Here is a 23,935-nt window from a genome sequence, read left to right on the forward strand (position 1 = left end):
GTTAACCGGTTAATAATTTAAGTTTACTGGTTAACAAAATAACTGTCAATAGCCCATTCGTAACCTCTACATATCCCCTAATAGATCAGGTAAATCTTTATAATTTACAGCGAGCCAGTCCATTTCTTTAGCGAATCTGTATGACTGATCAAGCAATATCCAACTGTGTATAGTCATAATCTAGGCGGTCAAAATCTAGAATTGCACTTAGCTTATCATCGTTGAATAGAACATTGTCCGTCCAAAGGTCACGATGGACCCAACCGGGTGGAAGTGCATCCATCATCTCGGCATGTATCATTTCTGTTGCCTTACGCTAGGTTTCGATATCAGCATATAGCTCTTTTTTATCAGCTTCCTCCGCTTATTTCGATACTGAATCCCAAAAGGCTAAACGTTCCTTACGGCTGGGGAGCACAAATTTCGGGGTGTTTTTGCTCCCTAGCGTCCCGTCGTTTAACCAGAAAAGTCTCCTTGTTCGTGGTGATTTTCCATTTTAGATTTAACCCAACCTCGTTGGATGGGAACAGATTTCAATTATATTTAAATCGAAAAATCGATGAAATGCTTCCATTAGATCTGAATGATTTCAACAAAAAAAAGCACCTCACTTCCGGCCATAATTCCCAAGTAGTGAAGTGCTTATCAGTGGATCATACACTTATTGTTTAGCTTTATTCTCTTTTTCTCTTTCAATCAGCATATCCACGATCATATCAATCTGTCCGTTAATGGCGATCGGATCATAGCGATAGTACGTATCAAAATCGTTAAAGAACACTCTATTGTTCTTCACCGCAGGAAGGTTCCCCCACACAGCTGACGATTTCAGTTGCTTGAGCGCGTCTCCCTTTTTCTCCGGGTCATAGGTTGTCAGGAACATATAATCTGCGGCGTACTGTGGCAATACCTCCAGCGAAAGCTGTACGGTTTGTTCCTTGGAGTTTACCGTTTTCTTCGGCATGTTCAACTTAAGCGCATTGTATACGGCTTGTCCGCCCCGGCCTGCATTGTCTCCAAATATCCAAAGGGCGTTCTTGTCCGTTAGCTCATACAAACCAAAGGTAGCCTTTTCGTCAATAACTCCTTTAAGTCGTGCGCGGCCTTCCGCAGCCTTTTTATCAAATGCGGCAATAAATTGTGCGGCCTTCTCTTTTTCTCCGGTAATATCACCAAACAGCTTGACCGTATCATAAATGTTAGTCGTAGTGCCATACGGAATATACAAGGTCGGGGCGATCTTAGATAAAGCCTCATAGTTTGTATCCTTCATCACCACAATCAGATCGGGTTTGAGTTCCAGCGTCTTCTCCAAATTGGTCGGGTCACCCACTTCTTTGGTCCCCTTTTCCTTGAGCAAATCAGTTATGAAAGGATTTTGAAAGGCCGTCGGCTCCACACCCACCACATTAGCCCCTACGGACAGTAATTCTCCGCCGTAAAAATCCGTCACAATACGCTGCGGTTTGGCCGGAATTTGAATCTCCCCTTTGACCGTTTTAAAGCTTCGCATCTGACCGTCTGTCGTATCAGCGTTTTTCTCTCCAGTGGAAGCTGACTCTTGCTTATCTCCTGAAGATGAAGCGGAATGATTACCATTGCTGTTTCCGCCGCAAGCGCTAATGAATACAGACAATACGAGCATCATAGCAGCCAAAATAAAAAACGATTTTTTCTTCAACATATTAGCCCCCTATGTATTGTAAAAATGATCTTTTCAATTGCATGATAATGATTATCAATATCGTAAGAAATATATCAGGCAGCCTCCCTGCTGTCAACTTAAAATCGAAGTTTCAAAAAAGAGGGGAACTGGAGAATACCTGACCAAATCATCCGATGAGTGGTTCAGCCTTATGAATCATTTGATTCCAGTCTCTCACTGGATTTATGCAAAATACTCTTATAGATAAACCGCAAAAGGCCCTACGGTATATGCTCTAGCATACGATCGTAAGTGCCTTTTGTGCGTACCTGTATTGAAAGATGAACATCCTCTACAAGCTGGGCTTGGATGGCTCCATGCAGCTTTCTGATGAACGATGCTTGGTTTTATATTCTTCTCCCCAATCCTTCATTAAGTTAATAATCGGAGTCAGAGTTCTTCCAAATTCGGTTAGAGAATATTCGACTTTGGGAGGAACCTGCTGATAGACTTCACGGTGAACTACACCATCCTCTTCCAACTCGCGTAACTGGAGCGTCAGCATGCGCTGAGTGATCCCCGGACAGATTCGCCGAAACTCACTAAACCGCTTGGTTCCATACATTAGATGATATAAGAGTATCCCTTTCCATTTGCCTCCAATCACATCCAGTGTGTACTCCACCGGGCAGGCCTGATCCTTTCCATCGGGACATTCTCCAAAGCCGCCTTTCCGATTTCGCATAGGTATTTTTCCCCCTTGGTATCATTTTGTATACTACAGCACATTAATGTGCGTACTTCTAAAACAGTCCTGTATATTCTAATATTAAGCATGCCACTTGGTAAGCGTCAAATTCAATAAAAATTCACAAGGAGTGAGTAAACTATGGACACCGTAACAACAACTAAAAATCAAATCTTATCTGCATATGAGTTCAGACATGCTACCAAAGAATTTGACAGCCATAAGAAAATCAGCGATTCGGACTTCGATTTTATTCTTGAAACAGGTCGTTTATCCCCCAGCTCGTTCGGCTTTGAACCCTGGAGGTTCGTTGTCGTCCAAAGTAACGCCATGCGTGAGAAGCTGCTCCCGTACTCTTGGGGAGCCAAAAAACAGCTACCTACAGCGAGCCATTTTGTACTCATTCTCTCCAGACTGCCTAAAGACATGTTGGCCTCATCCGACTATATCAAGGGTGTAATGGAAAACGTACAGCAATTGCCTGCTGAAGTGGCTCAAGGCAAAGCAAAGGTATATGACGCCTTCCTGAAATCGGATTTTGGGCTGGAGGAAAATGAAAGAGCGATGTTCGAGTGGGGTTGCCGACAAACCTACATCGCACTGGGCAATATGATGACAGCGGCAGCTCAAATCGGAATTGACTCCTGTCCGATCGAAGGTTTTAATAAAAACAAAATTGAACAAATTCTTTCCGAAGAAGGCATCATGGATGCCGAGCATTTCGGCATTTCCTGCATGGTGGCTTTTGGATACCGTCTGAATGAGCTGCGTGGAAAAACTCGGCGACCTGCGGATCAAGTTATTGAATGGGTATAACTAAAGGACGAGAAGACCAAAAAGAACCGAAAGCGATATGCTCTCGGTTCTTCGATTCTTCGGTTCTTGTTCTTACTGATAGTTCACTTCTTCTGCGAAGTAAATCTCCTTCAAACGATCCTTAACGCGCTGAATTTCCTCTGCTGTTAACGGAGCCGTAGGCTTTAGCTTGAAGTTTCTTCCGGTGACATAGCTTACATCCGTGTTCCTATCCAGGTTGAATGGTGTTTTTGGAACCGGATTTCGGGTATAGTCGGTAAAATCAATAATGGACCATGCCATATCTCCATCCTCCTTGGATAAAATGATCCGCTGTGAAGCATTTTCAGTCCACAAGTAACGCAGATTGGCCGGTGAATTATTGGAGTCCATAACTGCCTTAATGCCGGAACCCCTAAACATGAGCGAAAATTCCGTATGATCATTATTCGATCCAGCTAACGATTCATAAATCTGTTTCAGCCCATCCACTCCCACAATCTCGACCTCACGGTCAGCAGGGAAGTGATTCACAAAGTTCTCCCATATTTGAGACATGTTATGGTTTTTGGCAAGCCAGTTGATGTCCAAAATAATAGACATGTAGTTTACCGTATTTAAACGTTGATACGGGTTATCTAAATATTGCTGTGCTATATACAGTTGTGGTGCCGCATCCGTTTCAGTCACATATGGGTCACCTGGATGGAGAGTCCAGCGTGAGGAATCCTTTGTATAGCGTGATCCAATGGGATCAATCGTAATCGAGTTCATAAACACGATACCGCTATTATTTGTAAGCCCCTGTGCTGGAACAATCGGATTATCCTTATTGGACCAGTAAGGCATCAAAGGTGAACCTTCACCATACATGCTGTTCACATTATACTGTGTAGCCGACCACCCCATCGCTGAAGTGATCTTAAAATGATCTTTAAGCCATTGGGCCTGCTCAGGGTTCACCGTAAAACTGGTCAGTGATTTAGGCAGATACTTCCGGTATTGGTCTGTATCCATGCTTTCAAACACTGAAGGTGATCCCAACGAACCGGATTGGTGCAGCTCATTGAGTGCATTATAACGATACATATACAACCACTCGTTCATCCGTGCTTCCCATTCAGGGAGTTCGTACAGATTATTCGGATACCCGTCCAAAATCCCAACTTCATCACCATACTGATCCACATATTCCAAAACCTTTTTAAGCTGCGGGCGATTCGTTTCTACAAAAACAAATCTATTTTCCATGGCCCAGGTCACTTTTAAGTTGGGGCCAAAGTGATCCATCAGCAATTGACGAGCCTGCTCAATTTGCTCTACCGTGGTCGTACTGCCCGCATCTTGTCCCTGTAGCATCATCGAGACAGCAAAATATTGCTTTTTGCGCTCTCCCGGTACTACAGTTAACTCGGCATCGGATATGAAGTGAATTCCCTGAGATGGTGATTCAACCTCGATCTTGAATGGAATGACAGAGTTCACTGCTGGAATCAGATGCAGACTGGCAATATGCCCATCCTCGTCAAATATCCCCCTAGAATCCTCTATCCGAAGCTTCAAGTCTGACGGCAACAAACCTGGCGGTATGACCTCTCCCTTTGCATTGTGAAATACATAGGGCATACTCCAGGCTACAGGGTCTAGAGTAGTGGCCTGTGAAATGGTGTACGTCGCCAAGTATACGGACCTGATTACACTCGGGTCCTCTACTGGAGGAGTCTTCCCTTTCACGATCAGCTTGGTCTGTGCTTTAAGTACCCGATAGGGTTTGGCAATTGTGACTTCTATCTCTACAGGAATGTAACCATCAGCAGCAGGAATATTTTCGGAACGCGCGATTTTCCCTTGTTCATCAAAAACACCTAATGTATCACTAAATGTGTAAGTGACACTTGTGACGCTGACATCGGGAATGCTTACCAAGCGTCCTTCATTGTATAGCTGAAAGGACAGCTGATACGCAGGATACGTTTCCGGTTGATTTACCAACTCCGGCGCCTTGATTACAACCTCATCCACTACAAAATCCGAAGAATGATCCGGTGGAATCACCGGTGGTTTCGGTTTCGGTCCTGGTGGCGGCGTTACTGGCGGTATTACTGGTGGTCTAGGACTAGGATCTGATGGTCTAACTGGCGGTTCCGGCTTCGGCTCTGTTGGTGTTATCGGCGAGTCCGGTGGATCCGGCCTTGGACTATGGCTTCTGGGCTCTTCGATTTCCGGATTCGCCCGCTGATGGCTAATTTCAGGCGCCAAGTCTACCACTACCTTCTTCGATTCTGGTAGGCTGATCGGCTGATTTGTCGTTGCTGCTACACTTCCTAATGACTCCAGCAAACGCTTGGCACGTTCTCTCAGATCGTCACCGCCTAGCCATATCCGATAAGCAACCAGTGTAGCATCTTGCCGTCTCACAGACTCTTTGGGGTGGAAATAGTGATTTGTATCCCCTTCCATCAGTTCCAACCGTTCCATCAGCCATACGCTCGTTTGTGCATAGTCTGATATATCAGACTGATCCACAAAACTGGATATACTGGAAGCGCGGGTATCTTCAGAAACACCGAAATACCTGGCATACCAAACTGCCATATCCTGGCGAGTCATATTGTGCTTTGCACCGAATAACTGATCACTAATTCCTTTGGTAATGTTCTCTTCCTGCAGGGTCTGCACATAAGATAGAGCCCACGGCGACACATCTGTAAAAGGAACAACACTTCTGGTGTTCGACGTTCGTTTTACGGTTTTAGCAAAGATACTCGCCCACTCCTGCCGCGAAATAAAATCTATGGGCCGGAAGCTGCCATCGTGATAACCAGTAACAACCCCTTGAGCAGCCATGGCTTCAATCGCATCAGCAGCGTAGGAATGCTCAATATCGTTAAAGGCCCTGTCTGCAAAAACAGGTACAGTATGTACGCAGAACAACCAAACAGCTAGTAAACCAGCCATGTACAGCCTAATTTGTTGTAACTCCTTTTTACATTTCATAAGATTCTAGAGCATTTCCCCTCCTTTATGATGTAATACCAGATCACTTCCCCATGTACTCCTGTTCATTTGTGAAAATTTTCTCTTTTGTTTTCAAACGAATTTTCATAACAATTGACACCAAACTGTATATACTTGAATTATCGGAATAATCTCCCTAGGTTTGAATAAAGACTGTAAAAAAAGTCGCTTTAGGTATGCTGAATTATCCTTTAAATCGTCATTATTTTAAAGCCATATATCCCGATCATTTAAAATGGTTTTCATTGGAAATCAAATTTTCACCCCTTTTCTTCCATCACTGTATGTTCTCATTGCCAGCGTAGAAATAAAAAAGATAACAATGTATATAATCCCAGATGGGTATACACTCTGTTATCTCTACTATTGCAGATCACTCTCACTTACTTATTTGCTCGTTATTTGGATCACGTATTAGCCATTCTATATCATCTGGGCTATTCTTTTGTAGCAGCACCTTGATAAACATAATAGTAACCCTCTGAAATCCCATCTTGCGGATAAGCTGCAGGATCTTCGCTTGTTACTTGACCTACAAGCTCCCGATTTATAAACGTGTGAGATCCTTCCTCTATTAGCGCTTCAGCAGACATACCACTGATAGGTCTTACTGTACTGGACCAGAATGTAACTAAATATATATCGTCAGGATTAAATTGAAAGCGTCCTTCACTTGGCGTCCCCTCATAAAACAGCTCAGACAAAGAAGTAGCTTCTGACCCTCTCATAAAAATTCGAATATCACTAGTTCCATTCCATCTATGAGGAATTCCACCTCTGGGATTGATATACTCTACAACCTCAGGCTCCTGATCGCGAAGAAAATCAGTAACTGTAAATTTGTAAACCGCATCCGTTATGCTTTCGGTTACAACTCCAGTTGTTTTCCCCGTTTTATAGCCGCTGAAATCTCCATACACATTTGGGGTTTGGCTTAAAGCGGCAAAAAACCTTTCCTGATCCATATATTCTACTCTTCCAGGTACTGCAGTCAATCTATATGTCTTCACCTCAGTACCCTTGTACTTGTCCCAAGTATATTCTGTGGTAGCTGCGTAAGATACCCCGCCGTTCCAGCCCAATGATGCTACTACTAGCAAGGCTAACATCAAGAGCAATGACCATTTTTTCAACATCTTCCCCTTAACCCCTCTCCATTTGCACTCCAATTATTTAATAAAATTATAGCTTCTCTAAAATTCTATTAACAGTTAAAATTTAGAAGAAAGTATAGATAATTTATGTCCTTTGTAAATTGGCTAGACCTAAACAAAATTAGTACTTTCTTTCTATTTCTCTTTGGTTTATTATTCATTAGTATGTATTATTATTCATTTATATGGAGGATACCTATGAACCTTAAAATGATTGAAGAGCTATCCTTGAACAACTGGCAGCCCCTGTCCACTTTGCTTTACGATGGATGGATTTTGCGCTTTGCAGATGGTTATACCAAACGTGCCAACTCGATTAACCCGATTCATTATTCAACCTTTGACCTCGATCATAAAATTGAAGAGTGTGAGAACTTATTTTCAGATCGTAACTTGCCCGCAACCTATAAAATCACTCCCTTTATCCATCCTGAGCATTTAGATCGCATTTTAGAGGAAAAGGGCTATTCCCTCATTGACCCAACAAGTGTTCAAACCTTGAAGCTGGATAACCTAAGCAGCCCCCAACTAAATTCGGTGAAAATAGATGAACATATGAATGAAGAATGGTTAGCGCATTTTTGCAGACTCAATCATGTGAAAGATCATCATAAGGGCATCATGGAACGCATGTTATCTAATATCATAACGAAGAAAGGGTTTATCTCGCTTTATGACAACAATCAAGTTATTGCTTGCGGTCTTGGAATTATAGAAAGAGAGTATCTAGGTTTATACGATATTGTGACCGATTTAAATTACAGAAATCAGGGCTTCGGGGAACAAATGATATTACATTTGCTCCAATGGGGACAAGAACACGGGGCCAGATACAGCTATTTAGCCGTTGTAGCCGATAATAAACCTGCACAACGGCTTTATGCCAAACTAGGATACTCGGAAGTTTATACGTATTGGTATAGGGTTAAAGCTTGAGCCGTTTTTCTGTTTCCGAAGTAAGCTGCTTTTACCTTGGCAAAAGAAAAACCGAGCGAACTCAGTACGTAACCTGAATCTCGCTCGGTCATGATCTCTGCATTTTAGCAGCCGTCTATTTCTTATCTAATTCTTCAATTCTCTGCCGCTTTCCTATGCCAAAGACAAAATAGCCGGCAATGACGATCGCCATGAATGATGCTCCGACAATCAATGGCGTGCGCGTGTCTGGATTGAACCACATTCCAACGATCACCAGGGATAAGAAGATAATGGTGATGTAGTTGCTAATCGGGAAAAAACGAGACTTGAAGGGATGATCTTCCATTTCGTTCTTCCACTTTTTCCTGAATTTAAATTGGCTGATCGCCATTGCAAACCACGGTACCATGCCTGGAAGGACACTGGCGCTATAAATATACAGGAACAGCTTGGAATCAGGGATTAAGTAATTAAACAGCACTCCCACCAGCAGCAAGGAAATGGTCGCAATAATACTGTTTCTGGGAACACCGCTTTCGGATACTTTCCCAAAGAACTTGGGGGCCTGTCCGTTTTTAGACAATGTATATAACATTCTTCCCGCACTGTAAATCCCGCTGTTGCAGCCTGACATCGCAGCTGTGAGAACAACAAAATTGATAATGCCCGCAGCGGCAACAATCCCTACTTTGGCAAAGGTCAGAACGAAAGGACTGCCGATCTCGCCAATTTGATTCCATGGATAGATCGTAACAATGACAAAGATCGCACCCACGTAAAAAATCAGAATACGCCAGATAATATTCTTAATGGCCTTTCGCAGCGTCATTTTCGGATTTTCTGCTTCACCCGCCGTAATGCCCACCATCTCTATACCTTGATAAGCGGCCGTTACAATACAGAGCGCAAATAGAAAACCTTTTAAACCACCTGCAAAAAAACCGCCATGGCTGTACAGATTGGAGAGACCAATCGGTTGCCCGCCGTTCCCCAGGCCAAAGAAGATCATACCCGTGCCAATAATCAGCATAAAGATAATGGCGACAATCTTAATCATGGCAAACCAAAATTCAAATTCTCCATAAAATTTCACAGCCGCCAAATTGGCTAACGCAATAATGATGACACCTGCCAAGGCTGGCAGCCATTGCGGAATGTCAGGGAACCAATAGCCCACGTACACCCCAATCGCAGTAACCTCCGCCATCCCTACAGTAACCCATAAAAACCAATAGCTCCAAGCGGTCAAAAAACCGGCCAAAGGGCTAATATATTTATGTGCAAAAGTAGCGAATGAACCTGTCACCGGTTCGAGAATCAGCATTTCTCCCATCATCCGCATGACAAAAAACATAATAATCCCGGCTAAGAGATAGGCCAACAGCACAGAAGGCCCCGCCCATTTTATCGTACTTGCTGACCCCATAAACAAGCCAACGCCAATGGTGCCTCCAAGCGCAATCAGCTCAACATGCCGTGGCTTTAGCCCTCTCGTTAATTGTTTCGATTCCAAAAGAACGCTCCCCTTCGTATATGTTCATCATCAAACTGAAAGATATGGAAAACAGCCCCTATCCCAAAAAGGATATCGAGATATCGGTCTGCCGTGATGCTGATTTTGCCAATACAGAGCTACTTCATCATCCGAGTGCGTACAAGGAAATCACGTCCAAATATGAATCAAGCCTTGCTGTTCCTGAGTCCGACCCTGTAGCAATGAAAGAATTGTATGACAAAAAAAACGGAAAATCAACACTTGTTAATTAACCAATGGTTAAAGAATAATGGTAAAAAATAGAGGACCAAATTTGTCGTTGCGACAGCTTATTCACTATGACCACGCTTAGAGCTAATATATTTCACGGAAACGTGTTTATCAACGACAAACTTCAATATTGCTCCATCAAAAATGATCATTTTCCTACAATTTATCTACAAATAATTCTTAGTTGCTTTCTTTGCATTCCTGATATGTATTTCATAGCTTGCTCAAAAAGTATTCTTTTAACGTTATAGAAAAGAAATTTTATTGGTTTGTATCTTTCACATACTTGAGCAATTCTCCAGGCTGGCAATCCAGCGCAGCACAAATACGGTCAAGTGTATCCAATGTAATGGATTTAACGTCAGCCCCACAGTCAGACACCCACTGACTTATCGTATTGGAACGTATCCCTGATTTTTTCGCCAAAGCATACATTGACATTATTAACTCCAATACCAACTGTTCGTTTCCCAGCCTCCGCAGGCATTCGTCAGATGTAAAGAAGTTTCATATATGCGAGTAATCATACGCTGAATATTCTTGCTCAGTAGCTTGTCGAACAGGTCATCAGTTATATTTTATTTGCACCATAACCACCAAAAAAAAGACCTTAGCAAAGATAACTCCTTATCCCTGTTAAGATCTTGTCTTTGTTAAGGTCTTGTCTTTGTTAAGGTCTTGTCTTAAACTGTAACGGTCCTGACATTATCTTGTGGATAACGAAGCCCATTTTTGCTCCAGCCACTGATCAAACTCAGCACCCTTGTCACCTTCATAGACGTCGTAGATGTCGACCCTCATCTTGTGCAGCTTCTCGCGAAAATCGTTATAGGTATGGTCGGCTGGCAGGCTTTTTTTAATCCGTACCAGGATCTTCGTCAGGCCCTTTACAAGCTCACCCTCTTTGCGCACAGGTGGCTGTACATTCTCGCCCCATTCCTGAAGCTTGCGGTAAGCGGCTTGCTGAACGGCATATACCGTATCATTATTCAATCGGTGTGTCAGCACGTCAATCGTCTGCTGGTTCTTCCATGCACCCAGATCATTTACCGCAGCTAGACGCGCTTTCCAATCGGAGGTTCGGTTTACAGCTACTTTAAGCTGCTCATATACTTCTGCAAATTCCTGCTGAGTTTCGTTGTTTTCCAAAATAATCTCATCCTTTTCTATAACTGAGTCAATCTATATTCGATCCTGTAGCGGTTCCACCATTAGAACACTTTGTTCACCTGTTCTTCGACCCTGTGGCTTTACTAAAAAAATCACTACATTTGCTGTTCATCATGATTGCCGTTTGTTAAATATAACATACTTGCAGGTCTTCTTCATATCTCGAACCATCTTCTTTATTTACGAACTTACATGGAAAGTTAAATTGAGCTTTTGATGCTCCGGCTCTCTTGCTTTTAGTTAGAGTAGTACTAGCTTTAATAAAAACTTATGTTCGTATACAATGAATGGGTTGGAAAATATATTCCACATGAAAAGAGGAGATTCATATGACAGATTTTTCATTACAGTTTTATGATTTTAACGTATGGGCAAATGAACAAATTTTCAAGCGATTAAAAGAGCTGCCCAAGGATGCTTATCGTCAAGAAGTTCAAAGTGTGTTTTCATCGTTATCGAATGTATTGGCCCATGTTTATCTTTCCGATCTGGGGTGGATAGAAGTTTTTTCTGGTAAAAGTATGAACCATGCATTGACGTTAGCTGAACAACTAAAAGAACAAACAGAGTCAAAAGGATTAGAGGAAATGGAGACCATGTTTTTTGAGTTATCCGAGCGATTCAAATCGTTCCTGAACCAAAAAGGAAATATAGACAAGCCTCTTGTCATTGAGAATCCTTCTGCCGACCTCATGAAAACAAGGGTATCCGAAATTGTCCCTCACATTGTGAATCATGGAACATATCACCGTGGTAATATCTCAGCCATGTTACGACAAATGGGTTACGCTTCTGTGTCAACAGATTATGGACTTTTCTTATATTTAAAAACAAGGGTTTAGCGTATATTTCCGTGCGTAATTTGACTGGCCTTCGAGTATGGAAAAACCGCCATTCGAAACTACAAAATACTCATACCCCCATATTTCACTTGACTTTTATTGCTCTACGTTCAGCAGATCAATCTGTAATGGAAAAGTTTGAGTCCATTCTTTCGCAAATTCAGAACAGCGTTAATGCAATACATCATGAATTCTCATACCAAAGAACAAGCAGTACGTGGACGATGTGGCTTTGATTCGGGCTATTCAAGACCCCGGCGAGGCAACAAGGGAATTGTTTAAATGTAAGGACAATAACATATTGAGATTGAATTTCGTCCCCAACGAACCCCTCTACTGGATCGGCTACACTCTTATACCAAGCGAGCGATGCTCTCCACATGCCTTGTGGCGGTGATCATGATGCCGTATGAAGCTGGTAGTCCCTTGACGACACGGTATTTTTCGAAGGGTTGCTTTTTCAATCCTAAAATTTTGAAGTTTCTATTTTCGCCAACTATTTGGCACCAGCATTTCTATTACGTCATTTAAGCAGATAGTCACTTTTAACACTTATTATCAAAAAAAGTTATTGCATTTATTCTCTACTAAAGCTTTTGGCCTCCAAAAGGATCCAATTGTCCTCATCTGGCGGCAAGGCCAATTTATATGTCGGATTCGCTGCTCCCAGCTGCAAAAAACCATTTCCAAAATCTAATTCCACATGAACAATTATTTTATTTCCATTTCATCAGGATATTCAGTAATATCCTTAACCCTTGCATTGAAAACAGTTTTATAGAACTCTATTGCCTCAGAAGGATTCTTCACTGTTTCAGTCATTGTTACTCCTCCTTTAAATGATCATAACATATCAATTTTATGCTTATATCTTCATTGGATTGAATTCATCAACTCATAGAAATATTTGGAATCCTGAGTCTTATTAAGACTGTACCAGGCATCTAATGTTTTTGAAGAAAACACACCCAGAGCTCTTAAGACGTGTACAGAAAATTCCAACGGAGCTGTTCCAGATGCAGTGATCAGTTTTCCATCCGTTACAGCAGACTCCATTTTGTAATACTTTTCGCCCGTGTAAGTGGGACAGATCATTTTAAGGTATTCCAGATCATTGCTTGTATGCCAACGTGAATTCAGCAATCCTGTCTGGGCAAGTCCCATTGTAGCACCACAAATCGCTGCAACCAATATACCTTCCTTTAAACACCTCTCAACGATTTTTAAGATGGGTTGGTGAATTGTTTCTGTCCATGTATCTCCACCGGGTAAAATCAATGTATCCGCGCTTTCAATGCAGCAATCATCCAGTTTGATGTCAGGCAGTATTTTCAATCCGCCCATTGTAGTTACAGGAGTCTTTTCAATTCCCACGGTAACTATTTTTGATGGGGCCAGCCCCTTTTTATAATATCTTCCCGAGTTCAGTTCGGCAGTTAAGTAACCTATTTCCCAATCTGACATTGTGTCAAACACATAAAGATATACCGTATTATTCATTTGCACGTTCTCCTTATTTTACAATTCATCAAGTGATACCAACCATCCATCGGTAATCAATGATTATCATCATTATAAAATAGCTTCACTGACATCTGCTGTCAGTGAAGCTATTAAAGTTGATAATATTCCATTAGCTCCGACGCAACAGCAACAAGTTTTTCCTTCAAACTCTGTGGTTCGATTACTTGAATGGATTTCCCGTAGGATAGGAGAAAATAAGGGACATACGTATGAATTGATTTTTCCTCAAGCAAAAAGATTGCTTGATTGGATGTCCGCTCTTTCAGATGATGCCCCAAAAACCAATGCAGGCATAAGTCATCCAATGCCTCTGTCCTGCCTTCGATAATTAAAGAAATTAAACCGTCCTTGCCCACTAAATCAGGTAACAGATTTTGCATAAAAAATTCACGAGCCGAAAAAGCCTCGGGACGCTTAAATATGATTTGAGTACGCTTGGTCTGTAAAATCCGATCTGCCCGAAAGCTACGGATCTCATTTCTTAAGTGACAAAATGCAACAGTATACCATTTATTGTTCCAGTAGACCATTCCATAGGGATCTATCACCCTATTCTTGGGTTGTTCTTCATGGCTTGAGCGATAATCCATTTCTACAGAGGATTCGTTTGCTACAGCCTGCTCCAATTCTGCCAATACCGGCTGAAGAGAAGGGTCTCCCATGCGGTTAATAACTTCAAATCCGGCTAAATGACGGCTAAGTATACTTTCCTGCTCCTGATTCGAATACATTTTCAATTTTGATGTCGCATTGCCTAATGCCTCACTCAAAGGGTATCCAGCTTCTTTTGCAAAAACAGCAGCATGAAGGAGGCCACTGAAAAAGTCTCCCAGCTCACCAAAAGAGACAGTTCCTCATTTTTTTGAAGAGTCTGTCTCTTTTTTTCGGTATAATTGAAGTATCTTATCCAAGGTTGGTGATCCCTGTGCTCCCGAAACAGCAGAGCTTTTTGTTGAGTCCGTATACAGAACTTTACGATGTACTCATCCCCAAAGATCATATGTTGCGGAGAATGGACGAACTGGTGGACTTTAGCTTTGTGTATGAGGAACTGCATGACAACTATTGTCATGACAACGGACGTACAGCTGTAGATCCGGTTCGGATGTTTAAATATTTGCTACTCAAGTCCATCTTTGACTTGTCTGACATCGACCTGGTTGAGCGCTCAAAAACGGATTTGTCATTCAAGTTTTTTCTGCATATGGCTCCAGAAGAAGCTGTCATTGATCCCAGTCTACTCACCAAGTTTCGCAAATTACGACTCAAAGGTATGAAGTTGTTAGATTTGCTCATCGGCAAAACGGTGGAAATCGCCATCGAAAAAGGCGTTATTCACAGTAAATCTATTATTGTGGACGCAACTCATACCCAAGCCCGCTACACTCAAAAAACACCGCAAGCCGTGCTACGGGAACGTTCCAAGCGTCTCAGAAAGGCCATCTACACGCTGGATGAATCCATGAAAAGTAAGTTTCCCGCCAAACCCGCCACGGATGTCCTAGAAGATGAAATCCAGTATAGCCAGCAACTGGTCGCTGTGATTGAACAGGATGGGCGATTTACCGGACTGCCGAAGGTTACAGAACCGTTGAATTTATTGAAAGAAACCGTCACCGACGATGTGGAGCATCTGCAAACGTCTGCGGATCCCGATGCCAAAATGGGTCACAAAAGTGTGGACTTCTCGTTTTTTGGTTACAAAACCCACATCGCTATGAGTGAAGAGCGAATCATAACAGCGGCAACAATTACCACCGGGGAAAAACACGACGGCAAGCAACTCCAAACCTTGATTGAAAAAAGTAAGGCGGTAGGAATGAAAGTGGAAACGGTGATTGGAGATGCAGCCTATTCAGAAAAAGATAACCTCGCCTACAGTGCGCAAGAAAACATCCAACTGGTCGCAAAACTACATCCTTTGATTACTCAGGGAAACCGAAAGAAGGAAGACGAATTTGAGTTCAATAAAGATGCAGGGATGTATGTGTGCAAGGCTGGTCATCTGGCAACTCGCCGGGCGCGGCAGGGGAAAAAAGGCCGAGGAGAAAACCAAACCGACACCTATTACTTTGACGTAGAAACATGCAAGCGATGCCTTCTTCGGGAAGGCTGCTACAAGGACGGGGCAAAAAGCAAGACGTATTCTGTAAGTATAAAAAGCGACGAACATCTGGCTCAAGCCGTATTTCAGGAGAGTGAGGTCTTTAAGACCAAGGCCAAAGAGCGATACAAAATTGAAGCCAAGAACAGTGAACTCAAGCACAGACACGGGTATGATGTGGCATCCTCCTCGGGTCTGATTGGCATGGAAATGCAAGGAGCGATGGCGATTTTCGCGGTGAATCTGAAGCGGATCTTGAAGTTAATGAGCTAAAAAGAGGAGCACTCGTAGACATGAGGAAGCAAAAAAAAGACGACATCTCATTCAAAAACAAAGGAATGAATGTCGTCTTTTTAATGGATTCTCTTTCAGCTATCTGTAAGAACCATGTTTTTCAGTGACCTCGCATGAAGGAGTGCCTTTTTTTCCTCAATATCAAATAGCAGAGGTGCTCTGATAAAATTATTCAGCAAGCTATACCCACCATTATGACCTGTGTCGGATATTATAGGCACTCCACTGGCACATAGTGCATCAATATACCGATAAACTGTCCTTATATTTATTTCTAACTTTTCGGATATTTGTTTTGCAGTCATTTTTACACCCGAATTCAGCATCCATAGAATCGCCAGCATATTATCGTTTTTTGGCATAACATGAACCCTCATCTTTCATTAAACCTCAATATTTTATAAATATCTTTGTGCCAGAAGTGACCGCAGCCTCACCCAAAGTTTTCTTCGGGATGCCAGAAGGCAAGCAGCATAAAGTGGAACGAGATGTATTTTATCGGGTACGGAAAACGTTCCATGAGCTGGATGCGGAAAAGCCCGGAGAACAACGTGCTGACTCGTATGTCACCTATATGATTGAAAGTCTGCAATACTACGCTCTAGGTGACCTTATCACGTTATCCATTGGACAAGGCAAAGAGTTGGTCGTCGTTCGGGCAGTGACACGGTTAGAGGATGGCTTACTGCGTACCCTTTATGATCTCCAAGCGGAACAGAATATTCGCTATGCCCGTTATGAAAACGATCAGGCCACCGGGATTTCGCTGACAGGAACGGTGCTGAAGGTACAGCAAGATTTTGTGCAGCTTCAACTCGACATCGATCCGAAGCAAGATCCTGTCAAAGCCTGCTGGTTTCCCGTAGCCGCCCGTTATGTTGCGGAAGAACATACTGGCTGGTACGATATGCCTGAAATCGGGGAACAAGTGGAACTGTATTTGCCTACAAATCGCGAACAGGATGCCTATGTGACGGATTCGCTCCGACAACAACGTCACGCAAATGGACAGCCGAATGTGAAGGGTATGGCAGCATGTGCAAGGTAGCGGCGTAGAAATGTCTGAGCAAGAATTGACCCTGTCCACCTCGGATGGATTTTCTATTACACTGCACGAGGATACGGGCATCACCATCAACAGTCCGGGGGATGTACAGGTTCAGGGTGGTCACGTGAAGCTCGATGCAGGTGAGGAACTTTCGCTCAAGGCTGGAACGGCGCTGTATCTAAAAGGCGGAGCCAGCAGTATGGTACTGGATGGTGAGACGGATACCAAAGCTCCAGTGATTTATCAGGAAGGTACAGTGAAGGCACCTGTTTTCGTGGCTGACCTCCCTCCTGTGCCGGAACCCCCATTGATGAGTATCAAAGCATTTGAAGCAGCTCAGTCAGCAGCCAAGGATTCATCTAGCAGCCAAGCCTCACCCCCTAAAGCAAAAGTCACCAGTCCAGCAGAGCTTCAGAAGGCTAATGCTTTGATGGGGACAGTATCCAAGCTATTAGGTTCCATTCCGGTGATGGGGAAAGTGGCTAGTGTAATGTTAAATACAGTTGGTGGACCCGCAGGTAAAGTAGCAGCAACTGTTTTGCAAGCAACTGCATCGATCCCAGTTCGGAGCAAAGGAACACCTACGACTGGAGGAAACAGCAAGGGGAGCGGAGTTCATCCGTTAAAATACTTGGCTGGTTTAGCCCTTCAAGGACTGATTAGTCAATACGAGCATGAGCAAGCGAGACAAGCCTATTATAGCAAGTGGATTTTAGGAAAAGCATATACAAGTGCGCGTCATATAGCGCATTCCGGTGGCCCACTGGAACTGGTTCAAAACCTGCTGAAAGAGTCAAATGCTATGGTACATGCGTATCAGCAGATTCCTGTAGATCTGAGACAACGTTGGAGGGCCAAGCACGATAGCTACATGGCAGCTGAAAAAGCAAAAGTATCCTATAATTTTGATGAGTATGATAAAAAATTTATGGGTACTATGTGGGTCCTCAGTAAAAATGGAGTTACCGATCAGAAAGCTGCACAAGCTTCTCTTGCCTATAACGAAGCTATCAAAAATGGAGAAATCAAATTACATCACGAACCAGAAAATGTGGATATTTTCGTAGAACAAATTAAAGCAGCAAGTTCCTCTTTTCATACTGTTGAACATGTTGATTTGTCTTATCAGAGTTAATTCAACAAATTTGAATGTAATTCCTTCTTTTCCCTATAAGTAGTAGCTATATGGCCATCATCAAAAAAAGGGAACAGCCAACTATCGACCATTCCCCATATGTATCAGCTTCCCCTTCCAATTCAGCCTCGTAAAACAATTAGATATCCTCAATCACCTTCTGAATCAACTCATTGTCCTCTTGAGCCTCCTTATCCCCTAGCACATTTACCTTTTCGGCTTGCATGCCTTTTAGAAATCGAATTACCATCTTCACTTTTGCCTTACCCAATTGGATCACCCTTTCGGTTTAGTCAGCACATGATACCTCTGACCTTGCCGACTCAGCAACAACTTCATGATAGCCAAATCGCTTACCTTCCCGATCTCCAGAATCAACCCGTCTTCGTCAATTAAAATCGTCATCATTTTTTCAACGTCTTTTTTCGCATCACCATAAATCACATTGCAGTTCTTAAATGCATAACCTGTCTTCATCGTTTCTCCCTCCTGTTTACGCTCATACTATTTAATAATGAATTATACATTCATTTTTGAGAAAAAAAAATATGGGGACTGCCTTGATGCAAAAAAAAAATGATGGACCGTCCCGCAAATAATCATCCCTACTTGTCGACAATTATTCATTCAAGCTTTTTAGTCCATGCAGCCTGTATAGACTAAGTGCTTCAAAAATCCGTTTCCGGCTATCGGCGCTCATATCCCTCTTCAATAAATCCAAAGTCATATTGATGACATTATTGGCAATGATGTTCAGCAAAATCATATTTTCATCGGTTCCGATTTCATACCTTTTATAAGTATTTTTCAAATAGGGCTTCTTGGTTTCGATCATCAGATCGATCAGTTCGTTTTTTGCATTGCTGTAAATCGTCCCTTTATTTTTTTCGAAAATAATGACGATCTGCATGCTATATTGAGTTAATAGGTTGATTTGCTCCTGAACAATGGCCGATTTTTTTTCGTTATGGGTTTCTTCAAAAAAAGTCTGGTTATCGATATGAATGCTTTCCACTAACACATTCTTCAAATAATCCACTAAAGACGGCGGAACAACCGAAAAAAATAACTCCTTTTTATTTTTAAAATAAGTATAAATATTTCCTACAGAAATTTGGATTTCATCCGCAATATCGCTCATTTTGGCATCTACAAAGCCTTTTCGAAAAAATACCTTTAAAGCGGCTGACTCAATTTCTTTTTTCACTTCATCTTTTTTCGCCTGTATAATGAGCACCCTCATTCAATAATGAATAATTCATTCATTTTTAGTGTAGTTCAGTGGCTTAGAATTGTCAAACCGGAGCAAGACAACAGAAACTTTGAAGTTACGATAGGTGATGGTTGCATTGAATAGCCGAATATAAAAAAACAGGGAAAAGACATGATGGAAGCGGGCTTGTCCCATTTTCCATTCAACCTATTCCCCGATTTTTTTCAAGTCTTAATCATGTCTTCAGCACGAGTTTGTCACAAATGCCCTAATGTTAGTTTGTTACACCATCTCTAACCAACAAAGCATTTATTTTCATAATGTACTACGCCGCAGTTCATAAAAATACTGCACAATTGGATGCTTTAACTTCATCTTCTCGGTCATATTTAATATTCGCTTTTTTCCAACTCGTCTGTCCACTAAAGCTAGAATATTCAATAAGATATCATTACTCTCTAAGCTTTCCTCTATAGAAATAGATAAAAACTTATTAGCAACAACGATAAAATTTGATTTACTTAATGAGGCCTGTGCTGACAAAAGATCCTTTGCATATTCTGATATTTTTCTACTTCTTGCAATTACTTTTAGACGATCCTCCGGAACGATCCCCTTGGTATCTTTTCTGATCGCTTCAATTTCTTCATTGTTGATAGGCACTTGGATATCTGGATCATTCTTAATTTCCTGCTCCGACTGATACCACCTGATTGGGCTAGTTATATCACTCATATTGAGTATGTTCTTTTTATCTACGGCAATATAACAAATTCCCGATTTATCAAGTAAATAACGGTAACTGGTTGCCCGGTATTCGACCCTTCCATATAACGCAGGACAGAGGAAACTCTCCAGCTGTTGCTTCAATTTGCTCCAGGACATGTATCCTCCTATGTTCTCAAAGCCTACTACCAGTATTTGCGGTTGTCAGGCTTTCTTTTTGAAAGATGAGACAGTTTATTTGAATAACTTTGTATCCTACATTCATTAACTTCATAAACTGCTTGAGTTCCTTCTTCAATCGGACAATACTCTCCACTGTACTACCACTTGCCTGTAAAGACTGCAAGTGCTTCTCTGACTGCTTTATTGCTTGCGCCGCCTTGGACTCTACCCGCCCCATGACTTTCTTCTCACTGAGGGATTCAGCCATGTTACGAATATCATCCAGATTACGCTTTTGAGTTCTTTTTCCTTGACGCTATGCTGACTGCAAACGTGCTTACCATGCTTATAGTAGTTGCCGTATACATAGCCCTTTCGATAGGACTAGCAATACCTAACTTATCAGATTACAAAATTACCGGGGTGTATAACCAATTAAATATATCTTTAGCCTCACGCTGTTCCCAAGCGAAAGTTTAAAAAAGAGCCAAGAAATATCCTTGACCCTTTTCCATCAATTCTACACATTAATACCCAATATTTTCAACTGTTCATTGATCTTAGCTTCAAGATCAGCGATTTCTTGTTTATCTTGCTCTAATAGCTTACTCACTTCGGCAAGGTCAATGGTTTGTTCTTCTTTAGACGTATCCACGTAGCGAGGAATATTTAAGTTAAACTCGTTTTCTTTGATTTCTTCAAGTGATGCCACGTGAGCATATTTATCAACATCCACACGATTTCGGTACGTTTCGATAATCTTATTGATGTTTTTATCAGTAAGTTTGTTTTGATTTTTACCTTTTTCAAACTCATTACTTGCATCGATAAACAAGATGTCTTTTGTTTTACGATTTTTCTTGAATACTAAGATAGTAGTTGGGATGGATACGCCATAAAACAAGTTGGCAGGTAACCCTATAACTGTATCAAGATAGTTTTTCTCAATGATCGTTTGGCGAATCGCACCTTCTGCTGCACCACGGAACAAGACACCATGCGGTAATACAATCGCCATGGTGCCAGTATCATTCAGATGATACAAGCTGTGTAAAATGAATGCATAATCCGCCTTAGTTCTAGGAGCGAGTTTACCATATTCCCTGAAACGTGGATCTTTGAGTTTCGTTTCGCTATTGTCCCAATGAGCAGAATAAGGAGGATTCGCAACCACGGCATCAAATGAGCGTGGGTGGTCAGTTCCTTTTGCATCTGGTCCATCAGGCCAATCGCTTTCAAGTGTGTTAGCATTAGAGAGAGTCATGTTGTTAAATGAAACACCATGCATCATCAGATTCATACGAGCCAAGTTGTAGGTTGTCGTATTCTTTTCTTGACCATAAAATTTAATCGCCCCTGGTTTATCTCCACCAGGAAGCTCACCTTGAACTGTTAACAGCAATGACCCAGATCCACAAGTCGGGTCATATACCGAAAAAGTATGTTCCGATTCTTCTAGACCGTCTGTTACGATTTTAGCCAAAACTTTAGAAACTTCATGAGGTGTGTAGAACTCTCCACCTTTTTTACCTGAACTTGCTGCAAATAGACCGATGAGGTATTCATAGATGGCGCCTAGAATATCTTTGTTGTCTACACCTTTGTAATCAATGCCATTCACAAGCTTTACAATTCGATTAAGTGATTTCGCACGTTCATTGGTAGAAGAACCTAGACGCGAATCTCCAAGATTGACGTCGTTAAATACGCCACGAAAATCTTTCGCAGCTTCTTTGTTTAATTCAGCATTCTTATTGAAATTATCAAAAATAGTTTGATAATCACTTGGAATCACCATGCTATTTTCAATCTTTTGAACTAAAGATTCCCAAGTATCAAGCGGTGCAATGGCATAGCCTAAACTTGAAGAAATATCTTCTAAGTAGTCATTCAAATCGTCACCGTTCGCTTGTTCTAAATAGGCTTTATTAATTGATTCACCAACGGCAACATCAATCACATTATTTTTAACTAAATACTGTTCTTGATGTTCTGACAGATAACGATAAAACATAAAGGCTAAAATGTAGTTCTTGTATTCAGCGGCATCCATGCTTCCACGAAGCTCATTTGCCATCGCCCACAGTTTTGTTGTAATCGTTTGTAGATTATTGCTCATATTGTTATTTTCCTCCTAGATAAACATCTGTTGTAGTAGTGCTTTCTTCTGCTCTTGCAAGTGTTCCAGCTTACGCTGATGAAGGGTGATGAGGTGGTCTAACTCTTTGAAAAAGCCCCCAATTCTAATTTGCTCTTCTTTATTAGTAGGGAAATAAAATTCAAAGCTATCAACTTCTTTTGAGGAAATATTCGGTTGCGCACCAGCTACTAATACAGATTTAAGTTGATTAGTAAAAAGTTGAGAGCGCGTAATTATAGAAATAAAAGTGTAATCAATAATGTTCAAATCAGAAAAATAACCTACTCGTTGATTTTGATACATTTTTTTGTTGTTACTATTCTTTAATATAGAAACTTTTCCTGTAGTCGCTCCAGACATTGCTAACAGAGCCGCTCCATCTGGCAAAGTATATTTACTGTCATTTAATTGCTCTTCGTAATAAGCATACTCACCCCCAACTTCTTCGTTAAAAAGAATATTAGAAATTTTTATAATTGGAACACCACTTTCTTTAAAGCATGAACTTTGAAAAGCATATCCACCTCGAAGGGGGGAAACCTCTCCCAACGTACGCTGTTCCCAAGCGTCATTGAATCCAGGGAAACGAACTTCAGGAAATTCTTCGCCATTTTTCGGGAACATTTCTTGAAGCAATCCAGTCTTTAAGTTTTTAAATTTATTTAACATACTCTGATGAAGGGTAATAATATTATCTAATCCCCTGAAAAATTCACTTATTTTCACTTGTTCCTTGAGAGTTGGCTCAGAGATAATAATATTATTTAAAATTTCCTGGCTAACATTAAATCGTGTGCTCCCACCAGCTTTACGTTCAATCTGATTTCTGTGGGTATGGTTTAATGAAAGCTCAATAAAATAAGCATCATAGCTACTTTTCTTTTTTCCTCGAATTGAAAAACCACTGTAAAGTGCATATTCCTCTTGCAAATAAGCCTTTGCCCATCCCACTTCTTCACGAATTTCAGAAGAACGAACAAAAACTAAATCTCCTTTTTCTACTTTGTTTTTTTGTTCTATTTTGTTATCAACTTTAACAGAACCCTTAATTTTCTCGTAAGTTAACAACTCTTTTGAAAGTATATCCATTACGCTAATCATTTTTCTTCCTTTACCATAACTTTGCTTTGGAGCATTTATACCATTAGAAAAAAACATCAAGTCAGATAGCTTTCGCTGTTCCCAAGTATCAGTGAATCCAGGAAATCTTATTTTAGGTACATTTTCTTTGTGTTCGCTCATTTCTGCTCTCCCTGTATGGTCTTAATGACTCGATCAAAATCAGAAACTATTCTTCGATGTTTGTTGAATTCTTTATACTCGCCAATAGCCTTTTCCTTAGCTGCACTTTGTGAAATGCGTCCATTTCCATCCAAGATTTCATAGCGATTAATGGCATCTAAGTTGTAATACTTCACTGGCTTTGTTTGTGTTTTTACTTCCATTGCTCCGTGTTGAGTGGTATGTGCAATCTCTGCACTAACCACCTTTTCATCGGCATCATACATTAAAGAATGTATTCCGTTCATTTTGA

At 41.4% G+C, this 23,935-nt stretch carries 22 protein-coding genes and 4 pseudogenes; 6 read left to right on the plus strand and 20 right to left on the minus strand.

Translation table 11 applies throughout. The features are described from left to right. Positions 1-148: 148 nt before the first annotated feature. The 3 genes from ASL14_RS27880 to ASL14_RS07355 form a co-directional block, all read right to left on the minus strand. Positions 149-301: a phosphotransferase gene (locus tag ASL14_RS27880; protein WP_223264235.1), complete on the minus strand. Its 153-nt coding sequence runs from the start codon at positions 299-301 to the stop codon at positions 149-151. 360 nt (positions 302-661) lie between these two features. Then, positions 662-1,684: an ABC transporter substrate-binding protein gene (locus ASL14_RS07350; protein WP_134911071.1), complete on the minus strand. Its 1,023-nt coding sequence runs from the start codon at positions 1,682-1,684 to the stop codon at positions 662-664. A gap of 313 nt (positions 1,685-1,997) precedes the next feature. Further along, positions 1,998-2,390 (minus strand): winged helix-turn-helix transcriptional regulator, encoded by a 393-nt coding sequence (locus tag ASL14_RS07355; RefSeq protein ID WP_134911072.1) that lies wholly within the window; start codon positions 2,388-2,390, stop codon positions 1,998-2,000. Between the two features lie 144 nt (positions 2,391-2,534). On the opposite strand from ASL14_RS07355, the gene ASL14_RS07360 reads away from it, so the two are divergent. Next, positions 2,535-3,209 (plus strand): NAD(P)H-dependent oxidoreductase, encoded by a 675-nt coding sequence (locus tag ASL14_RS07360; protein ID WP_134911073.1) that lies wholly within the window; start codon positions 2,535-2,537, stop codon positions 3,207-3,209. Between the two features lie 72 nt (positions 3,210-3,281). Here ASL14_RS07360 and ASL14_RS07365 read toward each other — a convergent pair whose 3' ends face one another. Further along, positions 3,282-6,146: a DUF3863 domain-containing protein gene (locus ASL14_RS07365; RefSeq protein WP_442953236.1), complete on the minus strand. Its 2,865-nt coding sequence runs from the start codon at positions 6,144-6,146 to the stop codon at positions 3,282-3,284. A 497-nt stretch (positions 6,147-6,643) separates the two neighbouring features. Next, positions 6,644-7,342 (minus strand): hypothetical protein, encoded by a 699-nt coding sequence (locus ASL14_RS07375; protein WP_134911075.1) that lies wholly within the window; start codon positions 7,340-7,342, stop codon positions 6,644-6,646. Positions 7,343-7,558: 216 nt separating this feature from the next. Between ASL14_RS07375 and ASL14_RS07380 the strand changes: the two genes are divergently transcribed. Next, a complete protein-coding gene (locus ASL14_RS07380) occupies positions 7,559-8,296 on the plus strand; it encodes a GNAT family N-acetyltransferase (RefSeq protein ID WP_134911076.1) in 738 nt (245 codons plus the stop codon). 115 nt (positions 8,297-8,411) lie between these two features. Here the strand turns inward: ASL14_RS07380 and ASL14_RS07385 are convergent, their stop codons facing one another. Beyond that, positions 8,412-9,791 carry an amino acid permease gene (locus ASL14_RS07385; RefSeq protein ID WP_134911077.1) on the minus strand — a complete coding sequence of 460 codons (1,380 nt, stop codon included), beginning with the start codon at positions 9,789-9,791 and terminating at the stop codon, positions 8,412-8,414. Between the two features lie 20 nt (positions 9,792-9,811). Here ASL14_RS07385 and ASL14_RS07390 point away from each other — a divergent pair, with 20 nt between their 5' ends. After that, positions 9,812-10,045: a hypothetical protein gene (locus ASL14_RS07390; RefSeq protein ID WP_134911078.1), complete on the plus strand. Its 234-nt coding sequence runs from the start codon at positions 9,812-9,814 to the stop codon at positions 10,043-10,045. Positions 10,046-10,304: 259 nt separating this feature from the next. Here the strand turns inward: ASL14_RS07390 and ASL14_RS07395 are convergent, their stop codons facing one another. Next, positions 10,305-10,502, minus strand: a complete 198-nt coding sequence (locus tag ASL14_RS07395; RefSeq protein WP_223264236.1) for a helix-turn-helix domain-containing protein — start codon at positions 10,500-10,502, stop codon at positions 10,305-10,307. A 246-nt stretch (positions 10,503-10,748) separates the two neighbouring features. After that, a complete protein-coding gene (locus ASL14_RS07400; protein ID WP_134911080.1) occupies positions 10,749-11,192 on the minus strand; it encodes a HEAT repeat domain-containing protein in 444 nt (147 codons plus the stop codon). 350 nt (positions 11,193-11,542) lie between these two features. Between ASL14_RS07400 and ASL14_RS07405 the strand changes: the two genes are divergently transcribed. Continuing rightward, the gene (locus ASL14_RS07405) at positions 11,543-12,055 is read left to right on the plus strand and encodes a DinB family protein (protein ID WP_134911081.1); all 513 of its coding nucleotides are present in this window, start codon (positions 11,543-11,545) and stop codon (positions 12,053-12,055) included. Between the two features lie 616 nt (positions 12,056-12,671). On the opposite strand, the pseudogene ASL14_RS07410 reads toward ASL14_RS07405, so the two are convergent. The 3 genes and pseudogenes from ASL14_RS07410 to ASL14_RS07420 form a co-directional block, all read right to left on the minus strand. Next, a pseudogene (locus tag ASL14_RS07410) lies at positions 12,672-12,883 on the minus strand (VOC family protein); the annotation flags it as partial. Between the two features lie 45 nt (positions 12,884-12,928). Then, positions 12,929-13,555, minus strand: coding sequence for a type 1 glutamine amidotransferase family protein (locus tag ASL14_RS07415; protein WP_134911082.1), 627 nt, complete (start codon positions 13,553-13,555; stop codon positions 12,929-12,931). A gap of 113 nt (positions 13,556-13,668) precedes the next feature. Next, positions 13,669-14,391: pseudogene (locus ASL14_RS07420) on the minus strand (helix-turn-helix transcriptional regulator); the annotation flags it as partial. A gap of 113 nt (positions 14,392-14,504) precedes the next feature. Here ASL14_RS07420 and ASL14_RS07425 point away from each other — a divergent pair. After that, positions 14,505-15,956: an IS1182 family transposase gene (locus tag ASL14_RS07425; RefSeq protein WP_134911083.1), complete on the plus strand. Its 1,452-nt coding sequence runs from the start codon at positions 14,505-14,507 to the stop codon at positions 15,954-15,956. A gap of 131 nt (positions 15,957-16,087) precedes the next feature. Here the strand turns inward: ASL14_RS07425 and ASL14_RS07430 are convergent. Further along, a pseudogene (locus tag ASL14_RS07430) lies at positions 16,088-16,339 on the minus strand (helix-turn-helix transcriptional regulator); the annotation flags it as partial. Between the two features lie 35 nt (positions 16,340-16,374). On the opposite strand from ASL14_RS07430, the pseudogene ASL14_RS07435 reads away from it, so the two are divergent. Beyond that, a pseudogene (locus ASL14_RS07435) lies at positions 16,375-17,917 on the plus strand (hypothetical protein); the annotation flags it as partial. Positions 17,918-18,299: 382 nt separating this feature from the next. Here the strand turns inward: ASL14_RS07435 and ASL14_RS29070 are convergent. The 8 genes from ASL14_RS29070 to ASL14_RS07470 all read right to left on the minus strand — a co-directional run bounded on the left by ASL14_RS29070 (position 18,300) and on the right by ASL14_RS07470 (position 23,930). Further along, a complete protein-coding gene (locus tag ASL14_RS29070; RefSeq protein ID WP_257721154.1) occupies positions 18,300-18,431 on the minus strand; it encodes a hypothetical protein in 132 nt (43 codons plus the stop codon). A gap of 5 nt (positions 18,432-18,436) precedes the next feature. Further along, positions 18,437-18,637 (minus strand): hypothetical protein, encoded by a 201-nt coding sequence (locus tag ASL14_RS07440; RefSeq protein ID WP_223264238.1) that lies wholly within the window; start codon positions 18,635-18,637, stop codon positions 18,437-18,439. A gap of 142 nt (positions 18,638-18,779) precedes the next feature. After that, complete coding sequence (locus ASL14_RS07445) at positions 18,780-19,367, minus strand: TetR/AcrR family transcriptional regulator (protein WP_223264239.1); 588 nt, start codon at positions 19,365-19,367, stop codon at positions 18,780-18,782. Positions 19,368-19,688: 321 nt separating this feature from the next. After that, entirely contained in the window at positions 19,689-20,258 is a 570-nt protein-coding gene (locus tag ASL14_RS07450) for an SF0329 family protein (protein WP_134911085.1), read from the minus strand. Between the two features lie 16 nt (positions 20,259-20,274). Further along, the gene (locus ASL14_RS07455) at positions 20,275-20,529 is read right to left on the minus strand and encodes a hypothetical protein (protein WP_134911086.1); all 255 of its coding nucleotides are present in this window, start codon (positions 20,527-20,529) and stop codon (positions 20,275-20,277) included. Between the two features lie 252 nt (positions 20,530-20,781). Further along, a complete protein-coding gene (locus ASL14_RS07460) occupies positions 20,782-22,380 on the minus strand; it encodes a type I restriction-modification system subunit M (protein ID WP_134911087.1) in 1,599 nt (532 codons plus the stop codon). Between the two features lie 15 nt (positions 22,381-22,395). Continuing rightward, entirely contained in the window at positions 22,396-23,643 is a 1,248-nt protein-coding gene (locus ASL14_RS07465) for a restriction endonuclease subunit S (RefSeq protein WP_134911088.1), read from the minus strand. Further along, on the minus strand, positions 23,640-23,930 hold the full coding sequence (locus ASL14_RS07470) for a virulence RhuM family protein (RefSeq protein ID WP_223264240.1): 291 nt from the start codon (positions 23,928-23,930) through the stop codon (positions 23,640-23,642). Before ASL14_RS07470 ends, ASL14_RS07465 begins: the two co-directional genes overlap by 4 nt. Positions 23,931-23,935: the final 5 nt, after the last annotated feature.

The organism is Paenibacillus sp. IHB B 3084 (assembly GCF_001447315.1).
Lineage (GTDB): Bacteria > Bacillota > Bacilli > Paenibacillales > Paenibacillaceae > Paenibacillus.

What these genes read in the sequence shown, in the direction of transcription:
- ASL14_RS27880 (WP_223264235.1), bottom strand. Translation starts at nt 301, where the DNA reads ATGATACATGCCGAGATGATGGATGCACTTCCACCCGGTTGGGTCCAT.
- ASL14_RS07350 (WP_134911071.1), bottom strand. Translation starts at nt 1,684, where the DNA reads ATGTTGAAGAAAAAATCGTTTTTTATTTTGGCTGCTATGATGCTCGTA.
- ASL14_RS07355 (WP_134911072.1), bottom strand. Translation starts at nt 2,390, where the DNA reads ATGCGAAATCGGAAAGGCGGCTTTGGAGAATGTCCCGATGGAAAGGAT.
- ASL14_RS07360 (WP_134911073.1), top strand. Translation starts at nt 2,535, where the DNA reads ATGGACACCGTAACAACAACTAAAAATCAAATCTTATCTGCATATGAG.
- ASL14_RS07365 (WP_442953236.1), bottom strand. Translation starts at nt 6,146, where the DNA reads ATGGCTGGTTTACTAGCTGTTTGGTTGTTCTGCGTACATACTGTACCT.
- ASL14_RS07375 (WP_134911075.1), bottom strand. Translation starts at nt 7,342, where the DNA reads ATGTTGAAAAAATGGTCATTGCTCTTGATGTTAGCCTTGCTAGTAGTA.
- ASL14_RS07380 (WP_134911076.1), top strand. Translation starts at nt 7,559, where the DNA reads ATGAACCTTAAAATGATTGAAGAGCTATCCTTGAACAACTGGCAGCCC.
- ASL14_RS07390 (WP_134911078.1), top strand. Translation starts at nt 9,812, where the DNA reads ATGTTCATCATCAAACTGAAAGATATGGAAAACAGCCCCTATCCCAAA.
- ASL14_RS07405 (WP_134911081.1), top strand. Translation starts at nt 11,543, where the DNA reads ATGACAGATTTTTCATTACAGTTTTATGATTTTAACGTATGGGCAAAT.
- ASL14_RS07415 (WP_134911082.1), bottom strand. Translation starts at nt 13,555, where the DNA reads ATGAATAATACGGTATATCTTTATGTGTTTGACACAATGTCAGATTGG.
- ASL14_RS07440 (WP_223264238.1), bottom strand. Translation starts at nt 18,637, where the DNA reads ATGAAGACAGGTTATGCATTTAAGAACTGCAATGTGATTTATGGTGAT.
- ASL14_RS07450 (WP_134911085.1), bottom strand. Translation starts at nt 20,258, where the DNA reads ATGTCCTGGAGCAAATTGAAGCAACAGCTGGAGAGTTTCCTCTGTCCT.
- ASL14_RS07455 (WP_134911086.1), bottom strand. Translation starts at nt 20,529, where the DNA reads ATGGCTGAATCCCTCAGTGAGAAGAAAGTCATGGGGCGGGTAGAGTCC.
- ASL14_RS07460 (WP_134911087.1), bottom strand. Translation starts at nt 22,380, where the DNA reads ATGAGCAATAATCTACAAACGATTACAACAAAACTGTGGGCGATGGCA.
- ASL14_RS07465 (WP_134911088.1), bottom strand. Translation starts at nt 23,643, where the DNA reads ATGAGCGAACACAAAGAAAATGTACCTAAAATAAGATTTCCTGGATTC.
- ASL14_RS07470 (WP_223264240.1), bottom strand. Translation starts at nt 23,930, where the DNA reads ATGAACGGAATACATTCTTTAATGTATGATGCCGATGAAAAGGTGGTT.